This is a genomic window from Paraburkholderia ginsengiterrae (genome assembly GCF_001645125.1).
GTDB lineage: Bacteria > Pseudomonadota > Gammaproteobacteria > Burkholderiales > Burkholderiaceae > Paraburkholderia > Paraburkholderia ginsengiterrae.
Genome location: NZ_LXKA01000109.1, coordinates 74,933 through 88,342, shown reverse-complemented (window position 1 = coordinate 88,342; position 13,410 = coordinate 74,933). Strand labels below are relative to the sequence as shown.

The 13,410-nt window shown below is 57.8% G+C and carries 8 protein-coding genes and 1 pseudogene; 5 read left to right on the top strand and 4 right to left on the bottom strand.

What is annotated here, in order from left to right:
• The first annotated feature begins 65 nt into the window (after nt 1-65).
• The 5 genes and pseudogenes from A6V37_RS07865 to A6V37_RS07845 all read left to right on the top strand — a co-directional run bounded on the left by A6V37_RS07865 (nt 66) and on the right by A6V37_RS07845 (nt 4,454).
• Nucleotides 66-1,064, top strand: coding sequence for an H-NS family nucleoid-associated regulatory protein (locus A6V37_RS07865; RefSeq protein WP_064265604.1), 999 nt, complete (start codon nt 66-68; stop codon nt 1,062-1,064).
• A gap of 103 nt (nt 1,065-1,167) precedes the next feature.
• Nucleotides 1,168-1,332, top strand: a pseudogene (locus A6V37_RS43100) (competence protein CoiA family protein); the annotation flags it as partial.
• Between the two features lie 90 nt (nt 1,333-1,422).
• Entirely contained in the window at nt 1,423-2,658 is a 1,236-nt protein-coding gene (locus A6V37_RS40500; RefSeq protein WP_242665714.1) for a hypothetical protein, read from the top strand.
• Between the two features lie 372 nt (nt 2,659-3,030).
• On the top strand, nt 3,031-3,495 hold the full coding sequence (locus tag A6V37_RS07850; RefSeq protein ID WP_131799808.1) for a hypothetical protein: 465 nt from the start codon (nt 3,031-3,033) through the stop codon (nt 3,493-3,495).
• 326 nt (nt 3,496-3,821) lie between these two features.
• Nucleotides 3,822-4,454 (top strand): hypothetical protein, encoded by a 633-nt coding sequence (locus A6V37_RS07845; protein WP_064265600.1) that lies wholly within the window; start codon nt 3,822-3,824, stop codon nt 4,452-4,454.
• 92 nt (nt 4,455-4,546) lie between these two features.
• Here A6V37_RS07845 and A6V37_RS07840 read toward each other — a convergent pair whose 3' ends face one another.
• The 4 genes from A6V37_RS07840 to A6V37_RS07825 form a co-directional block, all read right to left on the bottom strand.
• A complete protein-coding gene (locus tag A6V37_RS07840; RefSeq protein WP_064265599.1) occupies nt 4,547-5,692 on the bottom strand; it encodes a hypothetical protein in 1,146 nt (381 codons plus the stop codon).
• A 256-nt stretch (nt 5,693-5,948) separates the two neighbouring features.
• Nucleotides 5,949-6,779: an HNH endonuclease gene (locus A6V37_RS07835; protein ID WP_064265598.1), complete on the bottom strand. Its 831-nt coding sequence runs from the start codon at nt 6,777-6,779 to the stop codon at nt 5,949-5,951.
• Nucleotides 6,780-6,947: 168 nt separating this feature from the next.
• Nucleotides 6,948-8,807, bottom strand: coding sequence for a coiled-coil domain-containing protein (locus tag A6V37_RS07830; RefSeq protein ID WP_242665713.1), 1,860 nt, complete (start codon nt 8,805-8,807; stop codon nt 6,948-6,950).
• A 135-nt stretch (nt 8,808-8,942) separates the two neighbouring features.
• A complete protein-coding gene (locus A6V37_RS07825; RefSeq protein ID WP_082904845.1) occupies nt 8,943-13,382 on the bottom strand; it encodes an Eco57I restriction-modification methylase domain-containing protein in 4,440 nt (1,479 codons plus the stop codon).
• Between the last annotated feature and the right edge of the window lie 28 nt (nt 13,383-13,410).

Sequence of the window (13,410 nt, the reverse complement as noted above, 5' to 3'; positions counted from 1 at the left end):
TTGCGCGGATAGTGATTGAGCCACGCCCGTGGCATAGTGCGGGCAGTTAAACGGGAGCGACAAATATGGCAACTCTGGAATCCTTGCAAGCAAAAATCAAAAGGCTCGAACAGCAGGCAGAAGTGTTGATTGCAAAGCAATCGTCGGGCGTCATCGAAAAGATTCGCGAGTTGATGGCAGAACACGGTCTTACGACTGCTGACATTGACGCGCACGCTGGGGGCAAGCGGAGCGCCACGAAGGCAGTTGCTAAGACCAAGAGCAATGGTAGCGCTACTGCGGTCAAGTATCGCGAACCTAAGAGTGGTGCAACCTGGACCGGACACGGCCGGGCGCCGGGTTGGATTGCAAGCGCAAAGAACCGAGACAAGTTCCTGGTTGATGCCAGTGCGGCGACAGCAGAATCTTCTTCTGCTAGCAAAGCTAAAGCTGCTGGCAGTTACGTCCGCGGTCCGCAGCCGGCGCTTTATCTTGACCCAAAGAATGGCGCGACATGGAGCGGTCGCGGACGCGCGCCGTCCTGGATTGCCGAAGCCAAGAACCGTAGTAAGTTTTTGATTCCAGGCGGCGCTGAAGTTACTGTTGTGGCGACCGCGGGTGCTGTGAGCAAGGCGAAGGTGGCTGGCAAGAAGACGGCGTCGAAATCGGCCGGGGCGACTGTGGGTACGGGGCAGCGGAAGGGCCCGCAGCCGGCGCTTTACCAGGACCCGAAGAGCGGCGCGACTTGGAGCGGGCGCGGGCGTGCTCCGGCGTGGCTGGCATCGGTGAAGGACCGTTCGAAGTTTTTGATTGATGGTGCCGGCGTGGCGGCGGACGCGGGTGCTTCGGCCGAGACGAAGCCTTCGGCGAAAAGAAAAGTTGCCAAGAAAGCCGACGTCAAGAAGGTCGCAGCGACAAAGACCGCACCGACGAAGAAGGTTGCGGTGAAGAAAGTGGTTGCCAAAAAGCCCGTGAGCGCGAAGGTGCCTGCTAAGAAGGCGTCTGCGAAAAATGCGCCGCGCCAGAGCGTGGCCGTGCCCGCGCCGGTGGCCGCAGTCGAGCCTGGCGCTGAGTTGACGACCTAAACGTAGTGGTCAGGTGCCCAGTGGAGCAGCGGTTTTCTGGCCCCACCCGACGGAACAGTTAGAATCGGCAGCCATTCAGTCCACGAGACCAGCATCCGACCTTATGCATCATCGCATCGTTTTTGCGCTTGACCGTCGGGGCCGGCTCGTCGACATACACTCGGTGCCCCAAGGCCTAGCATGCGGTTGCGTTTGTCCGGGGTGCGGCGGTCGCCTTTTAGCGAAGCAGGGGCAAATCCGGGCGTGGTACTTCTCGCACGCATCCGGGGCCGAATGTGTCAGCGGTGCGGAGACCGCTCTGCACCTTGCGGCGAAACATCTGATACTCGAGCATCGCTCTGTCGCGCTTCCGCCACTCGTGGTCAATTTCAAAAGACTGCACCCGAGGTTCGGTCTCTTCGAGCGTTCGAAGACCGCTGACCTGCCCGGCAAAGTTTGGCGATTGAGTGAAGCCTGCGCGGAGTCGCGCATCGGAACGTATATCGCCGATGTCGCGGGACGTCTGGACGACAGGTCTCAGGTCATCGTCGAAGTGAAAGTCCGACACGAGGTTGAACCGGAGAAAGCGAAGTATCTTCGTGCGAGCCACGTGCCCTGCATCGAGATAGACTTGCTCCCACTGTTGGAGGAAGAATCGCTCACGCTGCAGGAGCTCGCATGGCACGTACTCGAATGTGTGACCAACCGCAACTGGGTCAGCAACAGTGACTACGCTGTAATCGAGGCGGAGCTGCTTGCAGAGTACCAAGCTTGGGTCGTGCGCAAAAGCAGCGAGGTCGCAAGCGTCCCGCGTCACCGGCCAGAACCGCCGAAGCAGCCGAGCAAGGTGGACGAGGCTAACGCTCGGTATCAGGCTCTTCCCGATGAGATGAAGCGCCTTGAATTGCGCACCGTGCTCGGGTTGGCTCACGGTGCACGCTGGCCACGACATCTGCATGTGTCTCTCCGGGAAGGAGCGCAGGCCATACCCTCTCCGATTGATGTATGGCAAGGCGCTACCTTTGTCCGGTTCATCTATGACCCCATCGGCGGTCGGGAAGAGACGAAACGGTTTTCGCTGTCGCAAGTTTACGACTGGGTCAGCGGCAGATTCGGCACCTCGGAACTCGTCCGGCACCAGGTGTCGGCGGTGCTTAGACTTTTCCTCGGGTATCTGGCGAAATGCGGATTCCTCGAGCGTAGCGGCGACGCATTTACCGTTCTTTACGGGGGCCTCTGGCCGCAGGCGCGGCCGGAGCCGCCTGTGCATCCCGCGACACCCTCGACACCGGACCGAGCAGTAAGCAAGCCTACTGCCGTTGTTCTACGGCGAGAGTGGACGTGGCGGGAGCGATGGCCGTCGGAAGACGTTGCGCTCTTACGCGCAAGTGATGCGACCGTCCGCTATGCGGGCGCCCAGTTCAACGCTCAACTGTTCGTGGATATGCTGTACAGCATGTCAATCGAGCCTTCCGAGACTGCCGTTAAAACACTGGTCACCCAGTGTGGTGGCATCGCGGATGCTGCCTTCGACCTGTTGAAGGACATCGGCGTGGTGGAAGAGTCTTGGCGGATGCTGCGAGGAGGTGTCGAGCCCCCATGGCGATGTACATAACCTCGTCTCGTTACTTTCGAGAAACTGGCTTTTGGAGCCTTCCTGACAGAGGTCTAAGCGCCGAAAGCCCTCGAAGCTGGACTGCGCGGGAAAAACGTTCCGACCGATACGGTGCGCTATGTGCTTGTCATCCTGGGCGAGCCCTATGGACGCGAAGAACATTGAAAGCGGCCCGGCTATTTTTAACGCGCCGGGCGCATATTGGCTGCATGCCATGGTGGCAATCGAGCGGAGGCGCAGTGTGGCGCGAAGCGTGTGACGGTGCGCATTCCACCTAACGATGGCCGGATGGTTTTCCTCCCGCTTGCTCAAGTTCGCGACGTAGCTGCCGATAATCAGAGTGCCGTCTTTGCATTCAAACAGGAAAATAAAATGCGCACTCTGGTCTCCGCTGTCGCCGCTGTGTTCGCGCTCGCCATTCTTTCTGGATGTTCAACGACTCAAAACGTCACCACTGGTCCGCAGGCGAAAGGCTCGCCGATGACGACAGCGTGCTTTACCGCGCACGGCGGCAAGTCTGCTGACATGGACGCTGCAATTCAACGCAACCTGGAAAACCACGGCGTGTCGGTGTCGGTTGCCCCCGCGTGCGACAAAGCCGACATGAACGTCACCTACACCGACAGCTGGTTCTGGGACATCGTCATGTACCTGCGTTCGATGGACATCCGCTTCTACAAGGCGCCAAGCGGCGGCCTTATCGCGTCCGGGCACTGGAAAAATTCCGTGTTGCACCAGTTCCCCAATGCCGACGGCGTCGTCCAGGACTTGATGGACGACATGTTCAAGCAGACTGGCGAACCCAGCGCCGTCAGGACCAAAGCGGCTTCTAACTAGACGGGCGGGCCGCCCACCAGTCCTTGCGGGGTTAGATGCAGTGAGCACACCTTCGATGAATTGCTGCAGAAATTTGGGCAACTGCTCGAAGTACTGCAGTTTGCAGCCTAGGCAGGCGGGGCGCTTTAAGAGGTAAGCGACGTAGATAGGTCGCCGCAGAGCGGCGTCCGCTGAAGGATAGCAACCAATGATGGTTGAATACATGGGCGGCTGTTCAAAAGCAAGGGCGACTGACGCGCGGACCAAATGTCCTCTGGTCACTTTTTTTCCTGGCGCTCGTCGCTCCGTTTCCTTCAACGAGCTAGGCGACGGTCGGCGGGTCGCTGATGACTCGCGAAAATGCTACTGAAGAGTTTATGAGAATACGAGCTACTATTTCGGCTGCGGCTCTTTTGTTGGGAGTGGGCCTTGCTATCAAATTCTTGGTTGCGGCTGAGTACGTTGGTGCGGCAGCTATCCTTTTGTGCGGGATTTTGGTCGGCGCGGCGGTTATGCTGGGCTTCATCGATTCTTTGCGTTCACCGTGGTGGGACGCAGGTGCTGCCCTCTGTACGGGTCTCTCGATAGTAGCGGTGTTCTTCGAAACGCCCGGCGCCGACATAGAGAGGCAGAAAGTACAGCTGGAAATATGGCACCAGACTATGAACATCGAATTCGGACTGTTCGGACAATTTAAGGGAAGCCCAGCGTTTAACACGGCCGCCCGCAGCGCGTTCCGAACATGTGCGCTACAGGGTACAGACGACATGATGGCAACGACCGTCGCTGCTGAGAAGGCCATCCAGCTTGGTCCCACAAGTTCATTAGTTGACGCGTCAGTTCAAAGTGTCAGCACAGACAAGTCGTCCCCGGATTGCCTCTCTTTGTTCAAGGTGATGTACCGCGAAAATCCTTCGCCGTTCTCGACCATTGTCTCTGAGCACGGTCAGTGGCTGCGGCAACATGAAGTTATCGAATAAGCCGCCGATTATGTTGGGTACTGTCGCCTGATGTCCCACGCGTGGTGAGGCCGAATTCGTCGGAGCTTGAGACGGGACACCGGTCTGTACGGTTAGCCGTGCTCGAGTTCTTTGTGTGTCCCGATAATGTATGCAGTCCATCGACCATTTCCCTCATGTCTCAGATGAGCGCGGTTGCTTTCATCTACTTTCACCGAATATGAATCGGGACCGTCCTTGGGCCATGGCTTTAAGTTGAGACCGTGAAGTTGGGGGGCTTCAAGGAGTTTTTGCTTTGTCTTGCGCCACGCTTTTTCGAGGTGAGCGAACTTGGATTTTAGCCGCTTAGTGACTTCACGGCCCTCCGCAATATTGGTCACCTTGGGCAGGACCAACGCAGGCGATAGCCAGAGACTCGATTCTGCCGGGTAGACCACATATTCCGGGCACAACGATGGCCGCAGATAATATTGCGGAAGTGCCTCAACCCATTGCGCCAGGTCGTATCTACGCACGTCAGGACCGACAGAAGTATCCACGACATTAGCAGCCCATTCTGCCGTCAACTCCATTCCAGGTTCGTCAAATCTGGCGTATGCGTTGGGCTGCAGTTTCATGAAGTCGTACGCGAAATCGTCGATGCCGACCGAGGGCTTTTGCGCCCACGTCCAGACCTGACGGTTCGCGAGCGCTTCCTCGACGAATTCGTCCCGTAGTCCACGAAAGGCGCGACGCAACGGCTGGTGGAGCTGACGGCCCTTCACTGCCTCGAACATCAGTGTCTGTAGGTCCGCCTGATAGTGAAAATGCTCGTGCATGCGGAGGAACTGACGCGCAAGGTCGCGGGGCCTCCCAAAGCCGGGGTGGGCCCGGGCAATTTGTGCTTCGACGTACAACAACCCGTGCCGCAGGTAGAAAATGCCCCAGCGCCCTGGGAATGGTCTCGCAGCGAGGTGGCGACGCGACTTGAAAAAGGCGAGTACGTCGAAACCGGACCGACGAATGCCTCCTTCGATGATGCCATCCGCTTCCGGTGGCAACTCCCATAGCGAGCGTCCGGAATGCAATGCGTCGTGCGCTTCGTACACAGAGTCGTGAAAGTCGAGAGTATGAACTTCGTCCGACTCTGAATCCAATGGTTCATCGATAATGTCACGGCTGCGGTCACTGTCGGCGTTCGATTCATCGTTAATCTCGGTCGATTCCGGTGGCAATTTGGCGAGTACGGAATCGAACAGTTTTTCGACGGCATTAGCCATACATCACACTCCGTTTTGTTTCCGCGATATCAAGCCGCACGGACGAGGCATCTGTTCTCCGACATAGCAATCAAGCAAATGCCGACCTTTTCCCCGCAAACTCTTACAGCTTCGCCGCTCGCGACATAAATAGCACAACCTGTAATCTACGCGGCGGCACCACTTCTCATAAACTGCCCTTTGGTTGTGCACGCGAGCAGCGCGAAAGCCATTGCGGGAGTCAAGTATGGCTACCGTCCCCCATCGTTCCTGCCACTCACCAAAGTCTAGTCTGCTCGCGAAAGACCTTGTCGCGGTGGTAAGCGATATATGCCTTGTGACAGTCGGTCAAAGATGCCAACTTCCAATCGGGTCGCACGCCCAGATGCGAGCGGGCTGACATAGGTAAGAGTTCACTCACAATCACTTCGCCACTATCGCCGAATGAAATCCAGCCTCCATCGAACAAGGCATCTACGTGCGGCGCCAAGAGGAGACCGTTGAAAACATCCAGTCGCTGCACATCCGTATCGCAAGCAGCCCACGGTCGAATGTGGGACGCCTTCAGCAATGGAATAACATCGAGCTGCGTGACAGCGCACTGGCCTTGCCAATATTCGATGAGGCCGCGTCGGAAGATGTCCTGGCCCACCCGCTGAATTACCAGTCTTTCAGCTTCAGTAGAAGCAGGCAAGTCAACGGTGGCAGCGCGAAACTGACCGAGAGTTTCGGTCGCTAGGACGCGACACAGGCTTGCTGCGCGACGTAGCACGTGATGGAGGAAGTCGTAGCCTGTCACGTTACTTGCGACTATGGGCCACAGCCCTTCCTGCTGCACGACGAGAAGCGAACAGTCTTCCGCCACTGTCTTTCCCCACGTCAAGTCTGAAAACTCCACGCGGAAGGTGTGGGCGGACTGCTGTTCAACGCCAAGGCGTTGGGAGAAGGCGCTTGACCGAAAGACGAGCCAGCTTCCCTCTCGCGTCAAAGTAATGTCGAAACCGCCATCAGACGCGGCCTTTTCGACACGAGTTTGCTCGAGAATGTTCCACTGAATCGGAGACGGCGGTACCGCATCGACACTGGAATATCCGACTGTGCTATTCATACTATGCCTCGTGCGGGCGCCGCCTTCCCTAGGCAAACGCTTTGATGTGCCCTCCGACAGCCAAGAGGTGCCCAGGACAGGCTGCCAGGTGCCGGAACAGGTTGTAACATGTGCAAATCATGCATAAAGCCTCCTGTCTCGCCGCTATCAGTCGCCGCTTGGAATTGGCTAAAAACTTAGCATTCCCGGCCCGAGTCGTCGCCTGAAAAGCAACCCCTCATCAGAGCCCGGCTGCAGAACAAGCGCCAGGTGACTGTCTGTCTTAAGAGCTTCCGGGGGCGGAGACGTTGTGGTTACAATATATTGGAAGGGAACGGAACCTTGGATGACGGACAGTTCAATAGCTGCGTCAGCCACAGTCGACAGGAACTCCCGATAAAGGCGCTCGCTCATGTCGGCCTCACGTGGGCAGTCGTGAACCAGAAAGCCCGGATAGTGACTCGCTTCGGTGGTTGCAGAATCAATCAGACAGGTAATGTCACCAAGCAAGACCTCGAGCACTTGATATGCCTCACCGCCGAGTTTAAGCTCGAAAAGCCGGTCATCCGAATCCGGAATAAACCGGCCCTGGCCAGACTCCCCTAGCAGGCGCGCGGCGACCGTTTGAGTAAGCCGATGCAAAGTGGTCGCTCGCTCCGAGCGCTCGTGGTCTCGCTTGAGCAGTGCGGCTCGTTTTTTGTTCAGGTCTAGCGCTTGAAGGTCCCGTTGCGTCCGACTTTGCTCCAATGACTGCGACGCGGCACCGTTCTCACGGGCCAGTACGCGAGACTTCAAATCATCCCAAAGCTCCTCGAGAGAGTTTCGTTGTGCCTCGCTTGTTCCCTTTCGTACCTGGAGCCGACGGACCTCGACACGCTTCTTGTTGACGAGTGACTCTTGAGTTTCAAGTTCTTTTCGGCATTCGCTTTCGAGTCGGTTGGCCTCCTGCAGCTCGAGCCGCCGCTGTGGCTCATTCGCCTTTGCCGCACGCTGGTTGATAAGCTGAGGCAAATTGTACGTGCTGCGTCTCGTCGAGATATGGTGACAATCTGAAAACTCGACCTGACCCAAACGACATAGGCCAACGAGACTATTTAACTCCTGAAGCTCGGTCAGCAAGCGCGTGTATTCCGCCTGATTCGCGTCAAGTAAGGCCTGTGCGATTTCCTTCTCTTTCGTACGCAGCGTGAGTTCTTGCCGCAACTCACCAAGGTTGACAATTAGCGGTGCAATCGCATCTTCTAACCGTTCAGACTCTCTGTCGACTTCGGCCTCGTAAGCCTCCGCTTTAGACTTCAAGTCGGCTACCATTACCTCCAGCGAGGGTCCTAGGATACTAGTAAAGATTGGGACGTCAGGTCCAGCGCGAAGCCAAGTGCGGAGCCGCGCCTCGACGTAAGTCAGCCCATAGGCCTGCTCACGCTCTAGCAAGAGCAGTTGCTCCTCGATGCGTTTGAGTTCCGTCTGAGATGACTCCACCTCGCGAATGAGGCGGTCACCCTCAGCGTCGAGAAGTCCTAGTACGGCTCGCACGAATAGAGGTGGGTCCTGCCGAGAACGGCGAAATCCGAGGCCGTCGCCATCCCGCCAGTGGAAAAACCCGTCAAATCGCGTTTTTTGGTCTCTAACGCACCACGCCAGTAAGTGCTTCCATTCCAGGGCCTGGCTGCTTCCCGGAAGCGAAGACGCGGGGAGCCTTGTTATAAAGGACTCGCTTAGGGCTGCGAGAAACAATGGAAATCCGCCACGGGTAGCGCCTTCTGAGAACAAAGCTTCAAGCTCGCAATCGACCCCTGCTGTCGAATGGCTATTAGCTTCGTACGGTCTGAATACGAGCCAGGCTATGCCATCAATATGAATCTTTGCCGCGACGCCTCCCCGTGGGAAAGACGCCGCAGCCTTCTCGCGAAGTGCGGCGATAGAGGGGGCGTCGTCCCCTAAGCAGTAGCGAAGCAGCAAACAAAGGGACGTCTTGCCAACCCCATGACCGGCACTGGCCAGCCCAGAGGCATCGTTGGATTCTGGCTCCTTTGCCCAGACGATGTTCATGCCCGGCTGCAGGTCAACCTTACGGACGATGGTCAGCGGCTCCTTTGAATCAATGAGCCAAAACCGCTCAACCCAGAGCCTAGGGAGTTTCCTGGTCGGCGGGTATGCCTGAAGCCAACTGCCCATCGTTCCCCCTTAGCCAGTGCGAGTCCCGGCATCAGTTCCGCGCTCAGCCGGTTCATTGAGACGAACATCGTTCTTTCTCGCAAGCTCCCGTCGCGCCTCAAGCTTCAACATCAACTTAGCCAACTCAAGATGCTCGGGCAAGCTTCGTACGTCGGCCGGGAGGGAACTAGCCCCACGAATGAAAACTGTCGTGCCACCCCTGCGTTCAGACCGAATCGCGCCACTTACCTCAAGTCGATAAACAAGCGGAGGAATGTGGGTCAGGCTTTCAGGTGCAGTCAGCGCACTCATGCCATTGACAAGAGATTGCAACCTTTCTGCTTCTTTGGGTTCAAGGAGCAATTCGGGGTACCCCGGAGCCGTCGCCCGGCTGACAAAAGCCTGCAGGGCCGCAACGGAAATTCCATCCTGATATTGCTTTATCAGGGCAGCAATTAGACTAGCAAACTCCGCTTCCGCCTCGCTACGGATGACGGCGAGGTCCGAATAAACAACTGGCACCGAGCGCACAGGCGACGAGTCTGACTTCAGTTCGCCCGATTCCAAACTGTCCCACGCTTTGAGCACCAATCGCCGTGTCCGATACTCCCCGAACTCTCGGATTTCATCGTTCTTGAGCACACGGAAGGTTTCCGATGGATAGTCGTCACCCATCACATCCGCGGGGTCAAGGATGTACTGCAGTTCTTCACGCGTGAGGCCATAGAGACGAGCATAGTAGGCGTCGAGTTCGGCGCGAAGCAACGCGCGGCGTTCGGGGTCCCAAGCGAAAGGCTCACCGTCGTACTGGAGGTCTTGCGCCCAAGGCTTGACCTCATGAGAGGTGTAGGTAAGTTCGAGGACCCGCGGTGCGATGAAGGCAACGTCGGCATCGGCGTAGCGGTCGGGAGGTATTACAGGTAACTGTCGGGCAATGAATTGATTAAAATTTGCCCCGCCGAGCTTCTGGCGTAATACAAAGTCGAAAACTAGCGCCCCAAGATTTCCATACAAACATGCATAAACGGCTGCCGGCATGGGAGCAGGAAATAGCAGTGTTAGACTGTTCCCAACAGCACAACGTGGCATAACCGATGCAATCAGCCCACGAATCTTCTCCACACCCGTAATATTTCGCCACCCAATCAGCCACCCCCTGTCCCAGCGCTTGTCCGCGAGACGCTGCTCAACTTCGGAGGTGTTGACCCAGTAATGTGGAAATACGCTGAATTCAGGGTCAAATTTTTCGACCTCACTTACATCCTCGCATTCCCCGTTCGCCCTATAGGTGGCCCAACGGTGGTCGAACTGGTGAATCATCTTTGCTTCATACAGCGGCAGCCGGTCAGCAGCAGGGGCATCGTGAAACAGGTCACTGTCGTTGGACATATGGAACATTGTTGCGAAACGGATGCCCCACGGGTTCTGCTCTGGAGGATTTTCGGCAATAAGCACCGGCGCGGCCAGATAGAGCTTCTTGGTCAGTTCGGCATCCATCTGACTGCGAAATACAGGGCATGTCCGAGTGTTCGGGTTAATGAGGCGAAATTCTTCGGGAGTCAGGGTGAAACGGCGGCGTGAATCATGCACTTGCGACGGTTGACGCGCAAAGAAGACAAATTCGGCCCTTTCGGCTACGCCCAAAGTTAGGACGCAAAAGCGAAAAGCATGGTGTACTTCAGAAAAGATGAACTCCTCGTTCTCAAAAGCTAGCAGTGTTGACAGACGGCCATTCTGAGAAATCGCCTCGAAATATGCCTTAGTGCTGTCGTCAGTGGCAATTCCCGTCGGCACGATAAAGCCGGCCCGCCCAGTCTCGCTCACCAGTTGCGCAAAGGTCTCGGCGAACAGCGCGTAGGTGTTCACATCGCCCACGCCTGTGAGCGGATAGCGCCCAGCATCATGGGCAAAGAGGCTGGCCGCCTCGGCCCCGCGTCGCGCGGCAAGAAAATCGGCATAGAGTTGTTGCTCAGCGCGATTCGGTGGGACCAGACCCTGCGCGGCCTCCGCTTCCGGATACAGGGTATGCAGCAGCATTCCTTCTGCAAGCAGGCCGATACGCCGCCCACGCTCTGCCTTGTGCGGCGCAGCGGCGACTGACGGGCTGCGGGTGGCAAAGAACTCTTCTTCCTGAAGCTTGATGCGCTCCCATGGCGGATTGCCAAGTAACACGTCGAAGCCGCCCCTTGCCTTAACCTGCGGAAAGACTTGCCACCAGTGGAAGGCTTGCGCCGTGCGCGCCGCCTGGGCCGCCACAGCGGCCACGTCCGGTCGTGGTGCACTACCATTCATTACCAGCCACAAGTCCTGACTCGTCGGCACGCAGCGCTCGCTCTCCGTTGTCTTAGGCAAAACAAAGGCGGCAACAAAGAGGTCGGCGGCCAGTCGAGCGCAGGAGGTAGCAATGTGAGCCTCGGCATCGCGATAGGCCGCACGCTTGGCCTCCAGCGCGGCCAGAGTGTCGTCAGGGAGTGCCTCGAGCGCTGCAATATCCCCCAGCTGCTCCAGCCCGAGGCTCAGCATCTGATGGGACTTCTCACGGGTCTTTTCTATGGCCTTGAGTGCATCGCGATTAGCTTTCTTGATGGCTTTGACCGCGTCCTTGTGGTCGCCCGAAAGCGCGTTGAATGCTTTGTCTGGAATGCCCCGGTCCAAGATAGCGGGGTCGAGCACCCCGAGTAATGCGTCGCCGCAGCGTAAGTGATGGTCGAGGAAGGTCAGCGGCCGGTCAGGCGTATAGGCTTCCAGCCAGAGCGCAGTGCGGGCCAGTTCAACTGCCATGGGATTTTTGTCGACGCCGTAAATACAGCGAGCCACCGTGTCGCGAAGAGCGCGGCGGTAGTCCTCCGGCAACGGGTTACCATCCGGGGCGTTGAGTCGCGCGACTTCCTCGGCGATGCGACGGGCTGCAGCAAGCAGAAAGTGGCCGGAGCCGCAGGCTGGGTCGCACACCGTCAAACCGAGCAGCGCCTTGACCGGCTCCTGCGGGTTGGCCTTCAGCGTTTGCTCAATGACTGGCTCCAGCGCACTCTTGATGAGTTCCTGCACCAGGCTATCGGGGGTGTAGTAGGAACCGGTGAGCTTGCGGGCGTTGCCTTTAGTGCTTCCCTCCTCGCCATCGTCCACGAAGCCGAACGTGCGGGCGCCGCCAGCGAGGGTGACCATCGGCACTAACTCCAGCAAGCTTTCATAGACGCTTCCGAGTTCTTCGGAATCCATGTCACGGTAGTTGACCCGCGAGAGTGCTGCTCCCTGACGAAAAAAGCAGAGGCTGAACAGCGCCGACAGCAGAGCCTGATTTTCCAGAGCTGCCCCGTCAAGGTCCGGACATTGGTTAGCTTCGAAAAGGCCACCCAAGGCGGGCAACCCAAGTGCTGGCTCGCCATTTTCAAAGCCAGCAACGGTGATGGCGAGCACCTGCCAAAGGTCACAATACCGGTCATAGCTGCGTCGACGCGCGGCGAGTTGGCGCAAGCGCTGCAGGCTATAGCCGGCATGGTACCGAGCCTTAGCCTCGGGGTTGGCGTCCGGTGCGAACACCAGTTCACGGTCCTCGATTGTGGCGAGGAAAATGAGGCGGTAAATCAACCGCAAAAGTTGCTCGAAAAACGCCTGCGGCGAGAGTTCGCCATTCTGAATACGCTCTCGTAGAAGACCGTTAGCGGAATGCACGATAAAACCTGTGCCGAGCGCCCTCAGCGCTTCGGTGACACCCACCCTCAGTCGTTCGCGGGCACGAATGCCGTCCTCTTGCACGGTGTTACGCCAACGCTCTATCGGACAGTCAGCAGGCTCCGCCCCCACCTTGCCGAAGCGGGTGCCATGAGTCAGTAGCCACAAAGCAGTGAAGTCTGGATACAATCCCTCGGTAAAGATGGCCTCTAGGTCCGCCTCAATATACGCCGGACGGGTAAAGCTTGGGTTATCGCGCAAGACGCGTAACCTGAGCCCGTTGCTAACAACCGCCCACAACGCCTTTTCGCTCGCGTTCAGGTATTCCTGTGTGAGCAGAAACGGGGAGCGGCGGCGGATTCCGTCCCCGTGGCGGCTGCTCGGCTTGTCCAGCCCCTGGTCGTACGCGGCGAAAATCACCGGCACCCGACCCTCCCCTGCGCAGAAGCCAATCGGGAAAATACGCTCATCAAGCACGACTTGGCCGATTGGCCGCAAATCCGCAAAACCCAGCACCTGCCTGCACAAGGGCTCCAGGAAGTCCCGCACGGTGATGGCATGCGTATCGAGGTCCGACCGGCGGCGCTTGGCGTCGAAGTCTTGCCAGAGGTTCTGGGCAATTTTCCAGTAGCGACCGATTTCGTCGCGAAGCTTGAGCCCGCGAGGGACGTCGTAGTCTGCCTCGGATTGCTCCGATGCTTCCAGATGTGCGACCTTGTTGAGGAAGTCAGGCGCCAGCAAGCCACCCTCGATGGCGAGGGCGGAGAAGGCGAGTTCTTGTGTTAAGCGGCGAGCCATTTTCTATTGGATTCCTGTTCGGGGGCTG

Excerpts from the sequence above, each read along its gene's own strand:
- A6V37_RS07865 (WP_064265604.1), top strand. The coding sequence starts at position 66 with ATGGCAACTCTGGAATCCTTGCAAGCAAAAATCAAAAGGCTCGAACAG.
- A6V37_RS07850 (WP_131799808.1), top strand. The coding sequence starts at position 3,031 with ATGCGCACTCTGGTCTCCGCTGTCGCCGCTGTGTTCGCGCTCGCCATT.
- A6V37_RS07845 (WP_064265600.1), top strand. The coding sequence starts at position 3,822 with ATGACTCGCGAAAATGCTACTGAAGAGTTTATGAGAATACGAGCTACT.
- A6V37_RS07840 (WP_064265599.1), bottom strand. The coding sequence starts at position 5,692 with ATGGCTAATGCCGTCGAAAAACTGTTCGATTCCGTACTCGCCAAATTG.
- A6V37_RS07835 (WP_064265598.1), bottom strand. The coding sequence starts at position 6,779 with ATGAATAGCACAGTCGGATATTCCAGTGTCGATGCGGTACCGCCGTCT.
- A6V37_RS07830 (WP_242665713.1), bottom strand. The coding sequence starts at position 8,807 with ATGAACATCGTCTGGGCAAAGGAGCCAGAATCCAACGATGCCTCTGGG.
- A6V37_RS07825 (WP_082904845.1), bottom strand. The coding sequence starts at position 13,382 with ATGGCTCGCCGCTTAACACAAGAACTCGCCTTCTCCGCCCTCGCCATC.